Origin of the sequence: Klebsiella sp. 1SOBk10mer (assembly GCF_046602535.1) — a bacterium.
Classification (GTDB): Bacteria; Pseudomonadota; Gammaproteobacteria; order Enterobacterales; family Enterobacteriaceae; genus Klebsiella; species Klebsiella quasipneumoniae.
In genome coordinates, this window is record NZ_JBKIUP010000016.1 from 22,976 (window position 1) to 38,119 (window position 15,144).

At 58.4% G+C, this 15,144-nt stretch carries 17 protein-coding genes; 7 read left to right on the forward strand and 10 right to left on the reverse strand.

Features of this window, described 5'->3' with window-relative positions; all coding sequences use genetic code 11:
• Positions 1–32 precede the first annotated feature (32 nt).
• A complete protein-coding gene (locus ACLH1I_RS24150; protein ID WP_008805923.1) occupies positions 33–995 on the forward strand; it encodes a LysR substrate-binding domain-containing protein in 963 nt (320 codons plus the stop codon).
• Here ACLH1I_RS24150 and ACLH1I_RS24155 read toward each other — a convergent pair.
• The 4 genes from ACLH1I_RS24155 to puuD all read right to left on the reverse strand — a co-directional run bounded on the left by ACLH1I_RS24155 (position 992) and on the right by puuD (position 5,419).
• Entirely contained in the window at positions 992–2,272 is a 1,281-nt protein-coding gene (locus tag ACLH1I_RS24155) for an NAD(P)/FAD-dependent oxidoreductase (RefSeq protein ID WP_198080105.1), read from the reverse strand. The two genes, ACLH1I_RS24150 and ACLH1I_RS24155, sit on opposite strands and share 4 nt — an antisense overlap.
• 2 nt (positions 2,273–2,274) lie before the next feature.
• Positions 2,275–3,762 (reverse strand): aldehyde dehydrogenase PuuC, encoded by a 1,488-nt coding sequence (gene puuC / locus ACLH1I_RS24160; RefSeq protein ID WP_048294461.1) that lies wholly within the window; start codon positions 3,760–3,762, stop codon positions 2,275–2,277.
• 321 nt (positions 3,763–4,083) lie between these two features.
• A complete protein-coding gene (gene puuR / locus ACLH1I_RS24165) occupies positions 4,084–4,641 on the reverse strand; it encodes an HTH-type transcriptional regulator PuuR (protein WP_002898590.1) in 558 nt (185 codons plus the stop codon).
• A gap of 25 nt (positions 4,642–4,666) precedes the next feature.
• The gene (puuD, locus tag ACLH1I_RS24170) at positions 4,667–5,419 is read right to left on the reverse strand and encodes a gamma-glutamyl-gamma-aminobutyrate hydrolase (RefSeq protein ID WP_025999163.1); all 753 of its coding nucleotides are present in this window, start codon (positions 5,417–5,419) and stop codon (positions 4,667–4,669) included.
• 225 nt (positions 5,420–5,644) lie between these two features.
• Here puuD and ACLH1I_RS24175 point away from each other — a divergent pair, with 225 nt between their 5' ends.
• Both ACLH1I_RS24175 and ACLH1I_RS24180 read left to right on the forward strand, forming a co-directional pair.
• Positions 5,645–7,066 (forward strand): glutamine synthetase family protein, encoded by a 1,422-nt coding sequence (locus ACLH1I_RS24175; RefSeq protein ID WP_064150340.1) that lies wholly within the window; start codon positions 5,645–5,647, stop codon positions 7,064–7,066.
• A gap of 353 nt (positions 7,067–7,419) precedes the next feature.
• Positions 7,420–8,811 (forward strand): APC family permease, encoded by a 1,392-nt coding sequence (locus ACLH1I_RS24180; protein ID WP_004201476.1) that lies wholly within the window; start codon positions 7,420–7,422, stop codon positions 8,809–8,811.
• A gap of 118 nt (positions 8,812–8,929) precedes the next feature.
• Here ACLH1I_RS24180 and ACLH1I_RS24185 read toward each other — a convergent pair whose 3' ends face one another.
• Entirely contained in the window at positions 8,930–9,052 is a 123-nt protein-coding gene (locus ACLH1I_RS24185; RefSeq protein WP_002898600.1) for a small membrane protein, read from the reverse strand.
• 256 nt (positions 9,053–9,308) lie between these two features.
• Here ACLH1I_RS24185 and ACLH1I_RS24190 point away from each other — a divergent pair, with 256 nt between their 5' ends.
• Positions 9,309–9,530 (forward strand): hypothetical protein, encoded by a 222-nt coding sequence (locus ACLH1I_RS24190; RefSeq protein ID WP_004201478.1) that lies wholly within the window; start codon positions 9,309–9,311, stop codon positions 9,528–9,530.
• A 19-nt stretch (positions 9,531–9,549) separates the two neighbouring features.
• Here the strand turns inward: ACLH1I_RS24190 and ACLH1I_RS24195 are convergent, their stop codons facing one another.
• Complete coding sequence (locus ACLH1I_RS24195) at positions 9,550–10,338, reverse strand: SDR family NAD(P)-dependent oxidoreductase (protein ID WP_064794431.1); 789 nt, start codon at positions 10,336–10,338, stop codon at positions 9,550–9,552.
• A 115-nt stretch (positions 10,339–10,453) separates the two neighbouring features.
• A complete protein-coding gene (locus tag ACLH1I_RS24200) occupies positions 10,454–10,903 on the reverse strand; it encodes a winged helix-turn-helix transcriptional regulator (RefSeq protein ID WP_064794430.1) in 450 nt (149 codons plus the stop codon).
• A 152-nt stretch (positions 10,904–11,055) separates the two neighbouring features.
• Here ACLH1I_RS24200 and agp point away from each other — a divergent pair, with 152 nt between their 5' ends.
• A complete protein-coding gene (agp, locus tag ACLH1I_RS24205) occupies positions 11,056–12,303 on the forward strand; it encodes a bifunctional glucose-1-phosphatase/inositol phosphatase (RefSeq protein WP_023317888.1) in 1,248 nt (415 codons plus the stop codon).
• Between the two features lie 65 nt (positions 12,304–12,368).
• On the opposite strand, the gene ACLH1I_RS24210 is transcribed toward agp, so the two are convergent.
• From ACLH1I_RS24210 to ACLH1I_RS24220, 3 genes are all read right to left on the reverse strand, one after another.
• A complete protein-coding gene (locus tag ACLH1I_RS24210; protein WP_008805934.1) occupies positions 12,369–12,596 on the reverse strand; it encodes a YccJ family protein in 228 nt (75 codons plus the stop codon).
• A 20-nt stretch (positions 12,597–12,616) separates the two neighbouring features.
• On the reverse strand, positions 12,617–13,213 hold the full coding sequence (gene wrbA / locus ACLH1I_RS24215; protein WP_002898704.1) for an NAD(P)H:quinone oxidoreductase: 597 nt from the start codon (positions 13,211–13,213) through the stop codon (positions 12,617–12,619).
• A gap of 127 nt (positions 13,214–13,340) precedes the next feature.
• On the reverse strand, positions 13,341–13,562 hold the full coding sequence (locus ACLH1I_RS24220; protein WP_049116017.1) for a hypothetical protein: 222 nt from the start codon (positions 13,560–13,562) through the stop codon (positions 13,341–13,343).
• Positions 13,563–13,649: 87 nt separating this feature from the next.
• Between ACLH1I_RS24220 and ACLH1I_RS24225 the strand changes: the two genes are divergently transcribed.
• Positions 13,650–13,823, forward strand: coding sequence for a general stress protein (locus tag ACLH1I_RS24225; RefSeq protein WP_002898708.1), 174 nt, complete (start codon positions 13,650–13,652; stop codon positions 13,821–13,823).
• Between the two features lie 163 nt (positions 13,824–13,986).
• The gene (locus ACLH1I_RS24230; protein ID WP_064794428.1) at positions 13,987–14,925 is read left to right on the forward strand and encodes a DMT family transporter; all 939 of its coding nucleotides are present in this window, start codon (positions 13,987–13,989) and stop codon (positions 14,923–14,925) included.
• Positions 14,926–15,144 lie beyond the last annotated feature (219 nt).

The window sequence follows — 15,144 nt, forward strand, 5'->3', positions numbered from 1 at the left end:
ATTGACTGGTTCATAATTAATCACGCTAACTGGTGAAACATAAAACACAGATCATGAATAATCTGCCGCTGCTAAATGATTTACGCGTCTTTATGCTGGTCGCTCGCCGGGCCGGGTTCGCCGCCGCCGCCGAAGAGCTTGGCGTATCACCGGCGTTCGTCAGCAAGCGGGTTTCGCTGCTGGAGCAAACCCTGAATGTGGTGTTGTTGCACCGGACCACCCGCCGGGTCACCATTACCGAGGAGGGGGAGCGGATCTACGAATGGGCGCAGCGCATTTTGCAGGATGTCGATGAGATGATGGACGAGCTTTCCGACGTGCGCCAGGTGCCGCAGGGAACGCTGCGTATTATCAGTAGCTTCGGCTTTGGCCGCCGGGTGGTGGCCCCGGCGCTGTCGGCGCTGGCCCTTCAGTACCCGCAGCTGGAACTGCGTTTCGATGTCCAGGACCGGCTGGTGGATTTAGTCAATGAAGGGGTGGATCTCGATATTCGTGTGGGCGATGATATCGCGCCGAATCTGATTGCCCGCCAGCTGGCGGCCAACCACCGCGTGCTCTGCGCCTCGCCGCAATTCCTTGCCCGCCATCCACCGCCGAAACAGCTGAGCGATCTGGCCGCCTTACCCTGCCTGGTGATTAAAGAACGCGATCATCCGTTTGGCATCTGGCAGTTGCACAGCAAAGAGGGGCAGCATGCGATCAAGGTGACCGGGCCGCTGTCGTCCAACCATGGTGAAATTGTGCATCAGTGGTGTCTGGACGGGCAAGGAATTGCGTTACGTTCATGGTGGGACGTCCGGGAGAATATCGCCAGCGGCCATCTGGTGCATGTGCTGCCGGAATTCTTTCAGCCTGCCAACGTCTGGGCAGTCTATGTTTCCCGGCTGGCGACGTCGGCTAAAATTCGCACCACTGTGGAGTTTCTGCGCCACTACTTTCAGCAGCACTATCCGCAGCATGAGCCGACGGCCAGCGCCGTCGGCAGAGGCGATTAAACCCCCAGGCGGTCGCGCAGACTGTAGTAGGCGGCGCCCATGGCGGTGAAGGGAATGCGCAGGCTGCGGCCGCCCGGGAACGGGTAGTGCGGCAGTTTGGCAAAGGCGTCGAAACGCTCAGCGTCACCGCGCAGCAGTTCCGAAATCAACCGTCCGGCGAGGTGGGTACAGGTGACCCCATGCCCGCTGTAGCCCTGCATGTAGTAGATGTTGGTATCGAGGCGACCAAACTGCGGCAGCCTTGAGAGGGTCAACAGGAAGTTGCCGGTCCAGCGGTAGTCGATTTTCACCCCTTTCAGCTGCGGGAAGGTTTTCAGCAGCTTCGGCATAATCAGCCGTTCCACATCGTCCGGGTCGCGGGCGCCGTAGACCACGCCGCCGCCATACAGCAGGCGGTTGTCGCCGGTGAGGCGGTAGTAATCCAACAGATAGTTACAGTCTTCCACACAGTAGTTTTTCGGGATCAGCGAGCGAGCGACCTCCTCCGACAGCGGAGCGGTGGTGACCACCTGGGTGCCGCAAGGCATGCTGCGCTTCGCCAGCTCCGGCTCCAGTTTGTCGCCGAGATAGGCGTTGCCGGCGACGATCACATAGCGGGCAGTGACCTGGCCGCGGGCGGTGCTGACCACTGCCGGAGTGGAGTGCTGAATGCGGGTGACCGGCGACTGCTCATAGACCCGGCCGCCGTTCAGGCGAATGGCGGCCGCTTCGCCGATGGCGAGGTTGAGCGGATGAATATGGCCGCCGCTGTGGTCGAGCAGGGCGCCGACGTAGCGGTCGCTGTCCACTTCGCGACGAATCGCCTCTCTGTCCAGCAGCTCCAGCTGCGTGTTGCCGTAGCGCTCCCAGTTGGCTTTCTGTTCTTCCAGCGTCTCCAGCTGTTTGTGATTCATCGCCACGAACAGGCCGCCCGGGCGATAATCGCACTGGATCTGGTAGCGCTGGATACGTTCGCGAATAATATCGCCGCCTTCGAACATCATGCTGCCGAGCATTTTAGCGGCATCCGGGCCGTAGTTTTTTTCAATCACGTCGATATCGCGGCTGTAGGAGTTAACCAGCTGACCGCCATTGCGGCCGCTGGCGCCGAAGCCGATGCGCGCCCCTTCCAGCACCACCACGTCGTAGCCCATTTCGGCCAGATGCAGGGCAGACGAGAGTCCGGTGTAGCCGCCGCCGACGACGCAGACGTCGCAGCTTATCGATTCGTCCAGCGTCGGAAAGGGTTCATATTTGTTGGCGCTGGCGGCGTAATAGCTGGTGGTATGTTCGGTCATGATTAAGACTCCAGGGCAATCCAGATGGTTTTCAGTTCGGTGAATTTTTCCAGCGCGTGCAGCGACTTATCGCGTCCGTTGCCGCTCTGTTTGTAACCGCCGAAGGGGACGGTCATATCACCATCGTTATAGTTGTTGACGAAGACCGAACCGGCCTTCAGGCGGCGGCTCATGCGGTGGGCGCGTGAGAGATCGCGGGTCCATACCGCAGCGCCGAGGCCGTAGTCGCTGTCGTTGGCAAGCCGCAGCGCCTCGTCTTCGCTTTTGAAGCGAGTCACCACCAGCACCGGGCCGAAGATCTCTTCCCGGCTGAGGGTGGAGGCCGGGTCGACGTCAACAAAAATGGTCGGGCCGACGGCGGCAGGCCACGGATTTTTCCGCCCGTCGAGGAACAGCGTGCTTTTGCTTTCGCCGCCGCGAATAAAACTGTGCACGCTGTCGGCATGGGTGTTGTCAATCAGCATGCCCATGGTGGTGTTTGGGTCGAGCGGGTTGCCCGGCTGCCAGTGTTGCGCTTCGGTTTTCAGTCGTGCCAGGAACTCGTCGGCGATGCTCTCCTCCAGCAGCAGGCGAGTGCCGGCGATGCACACCTGCCCCTGGTTGTAGAAGATGCCGCCGGCGGTGGCGCTGACCGCTTTTTGCAGATCAGGGCAGTCGGCGAAGACGATGTTGGCGCTCTTGCCGCCCGCTTCCAGCCACACGCGCTTCATATTGCTGTCGCCGGCGTCTTTCAGCAGCTGCTTGCCGGTGCGGGTGGAGCCGGTAAAGGTAAGGACCTCCACGTCAGGATGCAGGGCCAGCGCCTGTCCGGCTTCGTGACCAAAGCCGCTGACCACGTTCAGCACGCCGTCCGGCAGGCCCGCCTCTTTCGCCAGCCCGGCGAGGCGCAGCGCGGTGAGCGGCGATTTTTCCGAGGGCTTAAGGATCACGCTGTTGCCCGCCGCCAGCGCCGGGCCGAGCTTCCAGCAGGCCAGCAGCAGCGGGAAGTTCCACGGCACCACCGCGGCGATGACGCCAATCGGTTCGCGGACGATCATCGCCAGCTCGTTGCTGCCGGTAGGAGCCACTTCGCCATAGACTTTATCCAGCGCTTCGGCATACCAGCGGATGGCGCGGGCGGCGCCGGGAATATCGTCGCGCAGGCTGTGGCGAATCGGCTTGCCGGTATCCAGCGTTTCCAGCAGCGCCAGCTCTTCGCAGTGGGCCTCCATCAGGTCGGCAAAGCGTGTGAGAACCGCTTTACGCTGCGTGGGAGCGGCCTGTGACCAGTCGCCGTTATCAAAGACCCGACGCGCGGCCTTCACCGCCAGCTCAACGTCGGCTTTTTTGCCGCGAGCGACATGGGCTAACGTGTGCTGCGCGGCAGGGTCAATGGTTTCAAAGGTGGTATTATCGACCGCGGCGCAATATTCGCCGTTAATAAATAATCGTGTTTCAATGGCCAGGCTTTTCGCTTTTTCCTGCCAGTAAGCCAGGTGCTGAAAATTCATCATGACTCCTTAAAAAACATTATCGGCAAATTAATCACATCGGCGTTTTCAGGCTGCACGGGGGCGCTGCGCCAGGCGCAGGGCATAGTGTATCCCCGGAGTTGAATACCGTTTTATCACCCTAAATTTCGACAGGTTGTCTGCATGCCGAATAATTCAGGGGTGAGTCGCCATTCACGGCGTTAATTATTTCAGGGCCAGCAGAAAATAAGATTCCCTTCCGGCACCAACGTTATGACTGCGAGTTTTTCGCGGCGACGAAAATAAAATTTCCGCCGCCGCAGGTCTGAAGAAAGCCTGAAGCTCGTTCAGGCTAAATATTCAGAATGTGGTGGGGGTGTGGGCACTGATGATGCGGCAGATGCCTGCCGAGGTGTTGCTGAAGCTGTGCGGGATGCCGGTATTAATGGCATAGCTCTGTCCAGCCACCAGGTGGTACGACTGACCGTTAATCGTCAGCACAATCTCACCCTCCAGTATGGTGCCTATCTCCTCACCCTGATGCTTAATCCTCTCCCCGGTCGTGGTTCCAGGCTGGTAAGTTTCAAAAATCATCGCCAGCGTACGGTTCGGATTTCCGTTATGAACCAGCTTCATGGAAACGCCCTGACTGCCCATTTCGATAAGGTCATCCTGATTAATGACCACCTGGGGTTCGTCCGGCTTTTCGGGTTCAGAAAAGAATTCCGAGAGCGACAGCCCATAGACTTTCAGCAGCTTTTGCAGCGTACTGATGGCAGGACTGACTTTGTCCTGCTCTATGGTGCTGATGGCACTATGTGTTAACCCAGACAGTTCGGCGGCACGACGCTGCGAAAGACCCAGCTGTTGGCGGATCTCTGACAGACGTTTCCCTGGCGCCAGTCCGTCATCGCTCATATTTGCATTTCCTTAACGGTAGTGGTCAGCGCCGCCGCTTTTCAGCATGATGGCCCTGACAGGCGGTGATAAAACCATCAAACAACATACGCGACAGGGCGTATTCGCTACTGTTCCATTCAGGATGCCACTGTACGCCCAGCGCGAAAGGGTGATCGTTCACGCTGACCGCTTCCACCAGTCCATCCGGCGCTCGCGCCTCCACGCGCAGCTGCGGACTGAGGGTTTTTGCCCCTTGCCCATGTAGCGAGTTTACCCAAAACGTGTTGCAGCCCGGTATCAATTGCGACAGCAATCCTCCTTCCTGAACCTCAACCTGATGGGACGGCGCATACTGCTGCTCGACGGGCAGTTCAGGATCTTCGCGATGCTCCAGCAGCTCAGGCTGCTCGAACAGACGACGATACAGAGTCCCACCGGTGGCGACAACCAGTTCCTGCAGTCCACGACAGATGGCGAAAATGGGGATGCGCCTTTCGAGTGCGGCGTTAATCAGCGCCATGCTCAGAAGATCACGCCCGGGGTCGGCGTCAGGCTCATCGCCGTTTTCACCATACAGGTGCGGCTGCACGTTACTGGGGCTGCCTGGCAGGTATATCCCATCCAGTTTATCGACTAACGCGTTCAGCAGATCCGGCTCTGCCAGCGCATGTGGCAGGGCGATCGGCAGTCCGCCGGCGTTAACAATTGCATTTAGGTACTTTTCTTGCAAGGTTTGGGTCTGGTGACCCTTAAGCCTGTTTCTACACATCACGACGCCAATAACTGGCTTGTACATTATATTTTCCATGATCGCCCTCACAAAGTGGACTAAATTATGACCGCTATAGCGGGGTTAACGGCCATATCGTTCAATATTTTCTCAATCTAGCAGTGGAAATAGCCCTTTGCAAACTTAATTTAACATTTGACAAACAATTTATTTGCATACACAGTCGATGGGGTGGACATTATATTTAACGGTCTGAGTGCAGGACCGAAACCAAACCAACGGCGGTGAATCATGGAAACCAATATCGTAGAAGTTGAGAATTTTGTTCATCAAACGGAAGAGAGACGGGTCAGCGCGTTCGCGAAAGAAGTGAAGCGCTACCTCGAAACCTACCCTGATACCCAATATGTTGATGTCCTCCTCACTGACCTGAACGGCTGCTTCCGCGGCAAGCGCATCCCGGTTGCCGGCCTGAGCAAGCTGGAGAAAGGCTGTTATTTCCCGGCTTCGGTGTTTGCGATGGATATTCTCGGCAACGTCGTGGAAGAGGCCGGTCTGGGCCAGGAGATGGGCGAGCCGGATCGCAGCTGCATTCCGGTGCCCGGCACCTTAACGCCTTCAGCGGCCGATCCGCAGTCGATAGCCCAGGTACAGTTGACCATGGTTGATGAAGATGGCGCTCCCTTTGACGTTGAGCCGCGGAACGTACTCAACCGCCTCTGGCAGCAGTTGCGCCAGCGCGGGCTGTTCCCCGTGGTAGCGGTAGAGCTGGAGTTCTATTTACTGGACCGCAAACGCGATGCCGAAGGCTACCTGCAGCCGCCGTGCGCGCCGGGCACCGACGATCGCAACACCCAAAGCCAGGTCTACTCGGTCGATAACCTGAACCACTTTGCCGACGTGCTCAACGATATCGACGAGCTGGCGAAACTGCAGCTGATCCCCGCCGACGGCGCGGTGGCCGAAGCCTCGCCGGGCCAGTTTGAAATCAACCTCCACCATACCGATAACGTGCTGGACGCCTGCGATGATGCGCTGGCGTTAAAACGTCTCGTGCGTTTAATGGCGGAGAAGCATAAGATGCACGCCACTTTTATGGCTAAGCCTTATGAAGAGCATGCGGGCAGCGGAATGCATATCCACATCAGCATGCTGAACAATAAAGGGGAAAACGTGCTGGTGGACAGCGACGGGGAAGACTCCGCGCTGCTTAAACGCGCGCTGGCCGGGATGATCGATCTGATGCCGGCCTCGATGGCTCTGCTGGCGCCGAACGTGAACTCGTATCGCCGCTTCCAGCCGGGGATGTATGTCCCGACGCAGGCTTCCTGGGGGCATAACAACCGTACCGTGGCGCTGCGGATCCCGTGCGGCGAGCGGCAGAACCACCGCGTGGAGTATCGCGTGGCGGGGGCGGACGCCAACCCGTATCTGGTAATGGCGGCGATTTTCGCCGGCATTCTGCACGGGCTGGATAACCCTCAGCTGCCTTTGCAGGAAGAGGTGGAAGGTAACGGCCTGGAACAAGAGGGTCTGCCGTTCCCGATCCGCCAGAGCGATGCGCTGTGGGAGTTTATGCAGAACGATCACCTGCGTGAGCGTCTCGGCGAGCGTTTCTGCCACGTTTTCCATGCCTGCAAGCATGATGAATTACTGCAGTTTGAGCGTCTTATCACAGAAACTGAAATTGAGTGGATGTTGAAAAACGCCTGATGGTCGCCCCGCAAGGGGCGCATGAGTTGAGTCATGAGTAGCATCATACGGCCTGAGCGGAGCCTGGTCGTCCTTTTTGCTGGGAGCCCAGCCATTTCCCGGATGTCGCGTTAAGGAGCGCAGGCGGCAACGGGGCTTCAGTTAACGACACAGTGTGTGACGAGGAAATGAGATGATGCAGATGTTCAAATATCCGCAGGGAGAGGGAGGCCGCTCAGGCCGCATTGGATGCCAGCCAGCAACCGCTCACCGGTCCGTCTTACCCTTTTATTTATGCCTTATCCCCTTGCTAAGCAGGTTTGTTACGCGAACGTTGTGTCCGCAAACTGTTATCCGCAAGGGGGGAATGGGCGATGGCTATTAATCTTCCTGCGCATAACGCCGCTCAGGCGGGCAGACCGCGTCTGCGTAAATCCCTCAAACTCTGGCAAGTGGTGATGATGGGGCTGGCCTATCTGACGCCGATGACGGTGTTTGATACCTTCGGCATCGTCTCCGGTATCAGCAACGGCCACGTCCCGGCGTCGTATTTGCTGGCGCTGGCTGGCGTGCTGTTCACCGCCATCAGCTACGGCAAACTGGTGCGCCAGTTCCCGGAAGCCGGCTCCGCCTACACCTACGCGCAAAAATCCATCAGTCCGCACGTCGGCTTTATGGTCGGCTGGTCCTCGCTGCTGGATTATCTGTTCCTGCCGATGATCAACGTCCTGTTGGCGAAGATCTATCTCTCGGCGCTGTTCCCTGAGGTGCCGCCATGGGTGTGGGTGGTGACCTTTGTCGCCATTCTGACCGCCGCAAACCTGAAAAGCGTTAATCTGGTGGCGAACTTCAACACCCTGTTCGTGCTGGTGCAGATCTCGATTATGGTGGTATTCGTCATTCTGGTGGTTCAGGGGCTGCACAAAGGCGAGGGGGTAGGGACCGTCTGGTCGCTGCAGCCGTTTATCAGTCAGAATGCGCATCTGATCCCGATTATTACCGGGGCGACCATCGTCTGCTTCTCGTTTCTCGGCTTCGACGCCGTGACCACACTGTCGGAAGAGACGCCTGACGCCGCGCGGGTGATCCCGAAGGCTATTTTTCTCACCGCGATGTACGGCGGCATTATTTTCATCGTCGCGTCGTTCTTTATGCAGCTGTTTTTCCCGGATATTCATCGCTTTAAAGACCCGGACGCCGCGCTGCCGGAGATTGCGCTGTACGTGGGCGGTAAGCTGTTCCAGTCAATATTCCTCTGCACCACCTTTGTTAACACCCTGGCGTCCGGCCTGGCGTCCCATGCCAGCGTCTCCCGTCTGCTGTACGTGATGGGTCGCGATAACGTCTTCCCGGAGCGCATTTTCGGCTATGTGCATCCGAAATGGCGCACCCCGGCGTTGAACGTGATTATGGTGGGTATCGTCGCGCTGTCGGCGCTGTTCTTCGACCTGGTGACCGCCACCGCGTTAATTAACTTCGGCGCGCTGGTGGCCTTCACCTTCGTTAACCTGTCGGTGTTCAACCACTTCTGGCGTCGCAAGGGGTACAACAAAACCTGGAAGGATCGACTGCACTATCTGCTGCTGCCGATGGTCGGGGCGTTGACGGTAGGGGTGCTGTGGATCAACCTCGAGGCCACTTCCCTGACGCTCGGCCTGGTGTGGGCGGCGCTTGGTCTGCTGTATCTGGCTTATCTGACCCAACGTTTCCGTAAACCGCCGCCGCAGTTCGATGCCGCCAAGGCGGAGCAGGCCTGGGAGTCCTAGAACCTGACGCTGAAACCGAACAAAGGCAGGCCTGCAGGCCTGCCTTTGTTTTTGGTTCGGTAAGGGACAGTACAGGATGGTAAAGCAATCAGCAGAAAACGGCGGAGAACGGAAGGTATTATTTCTTCTTTTTATGGACAGGTAACTGACTGGCGCGCCGCTCTTTGAGGTACGACACCAGGCTGTAGATGGCGACGCCCAGCAGCGCCACCGCGACGATAAAGAGAATAAGACCCGACATAGACCAACCTAATATTCTGTTTAGAAAGGGAAAAAGATACAGGGCTCTGTGTGAAGATAACATCGGGATATGTCTGAAAGATGACGCCTCATCGCGAGAATATCTGCTGTCGGGGTTGTGATAAAATATTTCCCGCAGGAATGTGACAGCCTGGCTTTCAGCTGAAATGGCGTAACACTCCGTTAAGTGATTTTTCAGAAGTGCGGCCAGCAACGGGTTACGCTGACCGCGAATAAGAATGATCTGAGAGTAAGACATGTATAAGACAACCCTCAGCCTGCTGGGCGTGGCGCTGGCGCTGACGGCCTTCGCCAGTCAGGCTGAAAATGAACGTCAGGCGAGCCGCGAGCGGATCGTGGAGCAGGTCCTGAAACCCTGTGAAGGCAAAAAAGCGGGCGATAAGGTAGTGATCACAGATCGCCGCGGCGGGGAGCACGAGGCGATCTGTACCCTGGCGGCGGTTCCGCTGCCGGAATAATGCCCGCCGCCGGGGCGAGTTAGCGATACCGCGGCGCCGGTTGCCCGGTTCGCGCACTGGTAAACAGCGCCAGTCGCGTCTGCTCGAAAGCCTCCCACAGTCCCAGATCATGCACCGGCGGTAAGGTGACCTTTTCCCCCATCTCGAGTCCCCTGAGAGCGGCGTCAACCAGATCCTCGGTGGTCATTACCGTACCGGTGGGCAGGGCGTCGAGCGCCACGCCGGAGGTCGGCCACAGATCGGTGGCGGTCGCCGCCGGCAATACTGCCTGAATACGCATGCCGCTGTCGGCGAACTCATCCTGCAGGCCACGGGTAAAGCTCAACACCCAGGCTTTGCTGGCGCTGTAGACCGCGCTGCCCGGCAGCGTATGCAGCGCAAGAATAGAGGCAATATTGATCAGCGTTCCGCGGCCCCGGGGAGCGAAAGCGGCCAGTGCGGCATAGCTCAGGCGCAGAAGCGCGGTGGTGTTGAGCGTATGAATCGCCTGGTGCTCGCGCGACGTGCTGGCGAGAAAGCCCGCCATTTTTGCCGTTCCGGCGTTGTTGATGAACAGGTCAACGGCGGGATCCTGCTGCAGACGCTGCTCTACGGCTTCAATGCCTTGCTCCTCGCTCAGGTCGGCCTTGAGGATGCTGGCCCGGATGGCGTAGCGCGCCTGCAGTTGCCCGGCGAGCGCCTGCAGCCGATCTTCACGACGGGCGGCGAGGATCAGATCGTAGCCGCGGGCGGCAAGTCGTTCGGCATAGATCGCGCCGATACCTGAGGAAGCGCCGGTGATAAAAGCAGTGTGCGATGACTGGGACATGAGTATTGCCTCTTAAAAGGTTGCATTATTAAACCAAATTCAGCATGAGATATATGGTTTAATAATGCAACCATTTTGCCGGGCTTTTTTTATTTCTGCCTGCCGCGGGCCGCGTTTAGTCGTTCAGCGGAACGGCGATGGTGATATCCGTCGGGGCCAGCTCACGGCCATCCGCCGCCTGCAGGACCAGCTTACGCAGGGGCTGGCGCTGCTGGCGGTCAATGAGCCGCGTCGCCGGTTCGTCCGGGTCGAACAGATAGTCGTCCGCCCACTGGGAGAGGGCGACCAGCACGGTCTGCAGGGCGCGGCCCTTATCGGTCAGGACATACTCCTGCCAGGCGCTGCCGTCGGAGGCCGGCTGCAGGCGCAGGATGCCTTCATCCACCAGCATTTTCAGCCGCCCGGCGAGCATATTTTTGGCAATGCCGAGGTTTTTCTGGAATTCGCTAAAACGGCGTACCCCGCGGAGGGCATCACGGACGATAAGCAGCGACCACCAGTCGCCGATAACGTCGAGGGAGCGGGCGACAGGACAGCAGCTGTTTTCCAGACGGGTACGTTTCACGAAAGCCTCCAGGTTAGTTGTTTCATTATAAAACTATTTGGCCGGCAGAGGAAATTTTCGGCTCCGGTCTAAGTTTGCGAGCGAATGCCAGGAAAAATGGCCTAAATCCGTCACAATTAACCCGATGATAATAAATGACTAAGGATGAAGGGATGAAAATACGTCTACTCGCCGCCGCCGTAGCCGGCGCGGTCATGTTATCCGCTGGCGCCCAGGCTCAGGACACGGCCGCCCCAGAGGGGTATCAGCTGCAGCAGGTGCTGATCATGAGTCGTCATAACCTTCGCGCGCCGCTGGCCAATAACGGCAGCGTGCTGGAGCAGTCCACCGCCAAAGCCTGGCCGCAGTGGGATGTGCCGGGAGGCCAGCTGACCACCAAAGGCGGCGTGCTGGAGGTGTATATGGGCCACTATATGCGCGAATGGCTGGCGCAACAGAAGCTGGTGACCAGCGGGGAGTGCCCGCCGGAAAACGCCGTTTACGCCTACGCTAACAGCCTGCAGCGCACCGTCGCCACTGCGCAGTTCTTTATCACCGGCGCGTTCCCGGGCTGCGGCATTGCGGTGCATCATCAGCCGCAGATGGGCACCATGGACCCGACCTTCAACCCGGTTATCACCGACGACTCCCCGGCGTTTCGCGAGAAAGCGCTGCAGGCGATGGAAAAAGAGCGCCAGGGGATGCAGTTGACCGAGAGCTACAAGCTGCTGGAGACGATGATCGATTACCGCAACTCGCCCTCCTGCAAAGAGAAGCAGGTCTGTTCCCTGAGCGAGGGTAAAGATACCTTTAGCGCCGGTTATCAGCAGGAGCCGGGAGTGTCCGGACCGTTGAAGGTGGGCAACTCGCTGGTAGACGCCTTCACCCTGCAATACTATGAAGGCTTCCCGAAAGATCAGGTGGCGTGGGGGGAAATCACCAGCGATAAGCAGTGGCAGGTGCTGTCGAAGCTGAAAAACGGCTACCAGGATAGTCTGTTCACCTCGACGGCAGTGGCGCAAAACGTGGCCAAACCGCTGGTTAAATATATCGATAACGCGCTGGTGGGCGAGGGAGCCAGCAAGGCGAAAGTCACCCTGCTGGTGGGACACGACTCGAATATCGCCTCGCTGCTGACGGCGCTGGACTTTAAGCCCTATCAACTTCCTGGCCAGTACGAGCGCACGCCTATCGGCGGCAAACTGCTGTTTCAGCGCTGGCACGACAGCGGCAGCAACCGCGATCTGATGAAGATTGAGTATGTCTATCAGAGCACTGAGCAGCTGCGTAATGCCGACCCATTGACGTTACAGACCCCGCCGCAGCGGGTCACGCTGGCGCTTAACGGCTGCCCGGTCGATGACCAGGGATTCTGCCCGCTGGAGACCTTTAAAAAGGTGATCAACGAGGCGGCGAAATAATGAAAAAACCCGGAGCAATCCGGGTTTTTAGCAGGTTAGGGTGAGACTCGGCAGGGATAAACGCCCTATACGTTTTTACGCTCAATCGTCTGTTCACCCCAGAACAGCGCATCTTTATCGGTTTTGGCAAAGGCCAGCGCCAGCACTTCGTCGCTGCCTTCCTCCCAGATTTGCTCAGCCAGTTTTTCATCGTAGTGGGCAACTTCGAAAATTGCCTCGGCGATCTCCGGCGAGGTGTTACGTAAACTTGCCCATTCGCCGACGCGATGTGCTTTTGCTTCTTGAGTTGGCATAGTGCTCCTCCTGCGGAAGATTAGCCGTGCAGTTTAACGGCCAGTTTGGCGACATGTTCACCCTGATAGCGGGCGATGGCTAACTCTTCCTCGCTTGGCTGACGCGAGCCGTCGCCGCCGGCAATAGTGGTGGCGCCATAAGGCGTCCCGCCGCGGACCTGGGAGATGTCGAACAGCTCCTGTGCGCCGTAGCCGATCGGGACGATGATCATCCCGTGGTGGGCCAGCGTCGTCCAGGTGGAGGTAATGGTTTGTTCCTGGCCGCCACCGGTGCCGGTTGAGCTGAATACGCTGGCGATCTTGCCGTACAGCGCGCCGGATGCCCACAGGCCGCCGGTCTGATCGAGGAAGGTGCGCATTTGTCCGGACATATTGCCGAAACGAGTCGGGGTACCAAAGATGATGGCGTCATACTCAGCCAGCTCCTGCGGCGTGGCGACAGGCGCGTTTTGCGTTTTCCCGCCTGCTTTGGCAAACGCTTCTGCCTGCATGGTTTCCGGCACGCGCTTCACAACCACCTCAACGCCGTCCACCCGGTTCGCCCCATCGGCGACGGCGTGAGCCATGGTTTCAATGTGTCCATACATGGAATAATAAAGCACCAGAATTTTAGCCATTTCCATCACTCCTCGGTTGCATTATAAGCCAGCCAAATAGCTGGTACCTTTAAAGATAAAGCCTCTGCCGAAGAGTGCAAATCCAACGGGCATTTATTTGATTTATAACAAAATGACAAAACATTATTTACTTTTCCTTGCGCAGCGCGGCCTGAGCGGCTGAGAAGCGGGAAGCGATGCCTACGCTATACTGGCCGGTGCGGCGAGGATGTAGCATCAGGATACATTTTTTGCTGACTATTTTTTCTTCGGCAGCAGAGCAGGTTAGCGCCATCAGGCGGCGCGAGGGGATTTTTTTCGCCAGGCTTTGTTTCTGAATGTGACATTTGCCATCGTCACCGGCAGTCATTCACTAACCTTATAGATACGCGGCAGAACAGCGGCGTCGCCGCTCCCGCGTAATGCACTATGATGTCTAACCTAATGGAGGTCAGTAATGGCAAACCATCGTGGCGGTTCTGGCAACTTTGCTGAAGACCGTGAAAGAGCATCAGAAGCAGGACGTAAAGGTGGCCAGCATAGCGGGGGGAATTTTAAAAATGACCCTCAGCGCGCCTCAGAGGCTGGCAAAAAAGGGGGTAAAAACAGTCATGGTAGTCGTGAGAGTTAACGCGCGACTGGCACTGTTCTCTTTGATGCGGTGTTAATCTCCCCGACCCAACCGCATCGCCCTCGCCGCCGGCATCTGCCGGCGGTTTTTTTTAGCTGTCGGAGGTTGCGCTCCCGCCGGGCCGATTGCACACTGGTCGCCCGTTTATCGTCATGGCTGTCTTATGTCTTCGTTAAAATTCTCCGTTAGCCGCCAGGAAGCGCTCCTTATCATGATCACCATGTTCTGGGGAGGGACGTTCCTTGCCGTACAGTATGCGGTCAGCCTCAGTGGGCCGCTGTTTTTTGTCGGCCTGCGTTTCGCGACCGCCGCGCTGGCGGTGGGCCTGCTCTCGCTCCGCACCCTGCGCGGCCTGACGTGGCTGGAGGTGAAGGCGGGGGTGGCGATTGGCGTGGCGATTGCGCTGGGGTATGGCCTGCAGACCTGGGGGCTGCAGTCGATCTCCAGCAGCAAGTCTGCCTTTATCACGGCGATGTATGTGCCGCTGGTGCCGCTGCTGCAGTGGCTGTGTCTGGGGCGTATGCCAGGGTTGATGTCCTGCGTGGGGATTGTGCTGGCCTTTATCGGTTTGATCCTGCTGGCCGGGCCGGAAAACAATCTGTTGGCGCTTGGCGTGGGGGAGATGATCACTCTGGCGAGCGCGCTGGCGATCGCCGCGGAGATTATCCTTATCAGCGCCTGGGCCGGAAAAGTGGATGTCCGACGGGTGACGGTGGTGCAGCTGGCGACCGCGTCGCTGGTGGCTTTCGCTGCCATGAAGCCGGCCGGTGAGTCGGTGCCGCCGTTGACGCCGACGCTGCTCGGCGTGGCGCTGGGGCTGGGCATTTTCAGCGCGATCATTCAGGTGACCATGAACTGGGCGCAGCGCAGCGTCTCGCCGACGCGGGCCACGCTGATCTATACCGGCGAACCGGTATGGGCCGGTATTTTTGGCCGACTGGCCGGCGAGCGTCTGCCGCTGCTGGCCCTCCTTGGCTGCTTCTTTATCCTCGCGGGAGTGCTGGTGAGCGAGCTGAAGTGGAAGCGCAAACCGCCGCCGCAGATGTCAAAGAATGACGATGTGCAGCCGCTTCCGGAGCTGGTCGATCGACGCGAGCCGTAATTTTACGCTTCTGATCCTACAGCGGCGCTTAGCCTGGCTGGCCTACTCGTCCGGCTCTGATCGTCTCCAGGCCCGCGCAAGCGCAGCGCCGCCGGACGATAGCATCAGGCACGGCGTCGTTTTTATGCCGGGTGGCGGCTGCGCCTTACCCGGCCTACGTTCGTACGACCTGTTATTAATTTAACCACTTGCGCGACTGAAACTGCCGGTGCTGACGGC

Bases quoted from the DNA above. Each gene is read 5' to 3' on its own strand.
- ACLH1I_RS24155 (WP_198080105.1), bottom strand. From the start codon at position 2,272: ATGACCGAACATACCACCAGCTATTACGCCGCCAGCGCCAACAAATAT.
- puuC (WP_048294461.1), bottom strand. From the start codon at position 3,762: ATGAATTTTCAGCACCTGGCTTACTGGCAGGAAAAAGCGAAAAGCCTG.
- puuR (WP_002898590.1), bottom strand. From the start codon at position 4,641: ATGAGCGATGACGGACTGGCGCCAGGGAAACGTCTGTCAGAGATCCGC.
- puuD (WP_025999163.1), bottom strand. From the start codon at position 5,419: ATGTACAAGCCAGTTATTGGCGTCGTGATGTGTAGAAACAGGCTTAAG.
- ACLH1I_RS24175 (WP_064150340.1), top strand. From the start codon at position 5,645: ATGGAAACCAATATCGTAGAAGTTGAGAATTTTGTTCATCAAACGGAA.
- ACLH1I_RS24180 (WP_004201476.1), top strand. From the start codon at position 7,420: ATGGCTATTAATCTTCCTGCGCATAACGCCGCTCAGGCGGGCAGACCG.
- ACLH1I_RS24185 (WP_002898600.1), bottom strand. From the start codon at position 9,052: ATGTCGGGTCTTATTCTCTTTATCGTCGCGGTGGCGCTGCTGGGCGTC.
- ACLH1I_RS24190 (WP_004201478.1), top strand. From the start codon at position 9,309: ATGTATAAGACAACCCTCAGCCTGCTGGGCGTGGCGCTGGCGCTGACG.
- ACLH1I_RS24195 (WP_064794431.1), bottom strand. From the start codon at position 10,338: ATGTCCCAGTCATCGCACACTGCTTTTATCACCGGCGCTTCCTCAGGT.
- agp (WP_023317888.1), top strand. From the start codon at position 11,056: ATGAAAATACGTCTACTCGCCGCCGCCGTAGCCGGCGCGGTCATGTTA.
- ACLH1I_RS24210 (WP_008805934.1), bottom strand. From the start codon at position 12,596: ATGCCAACTCAAGAAGCAAAAGCACATCGCGTCGGCGAATGGGCAAGT.
- wrbA (WP_002898704.1), bottom strand. From the start codon at position 13,213: ATGGCTAAAATTCTGGTGCTTTATTATTCCATGTATGGACACATTGAA.
- ACLH1I_RS24220 (WP_049116017.1), bottom strand. From the start codon at position 13,562: ATGACTGCCGGTGACGATGGCAAATGTCACATTCAGAAACAAAGCCTG.
- ACLH1I_RS24225 (WP_002898708.1), top strand. From the start codon at position 13,650: ATGGCAAACCATCGTGGCGGTTCTGGCAACTTTGCTGAAGACCGTGAA.
- ACLH1I_RS24230 (WP_064794428.1), top strand. From the start codon at position 13,987: ATGTCTTCGTTAAAATTCTCCGTTAGCCGCCAGGAAGCGCTCCTTATC.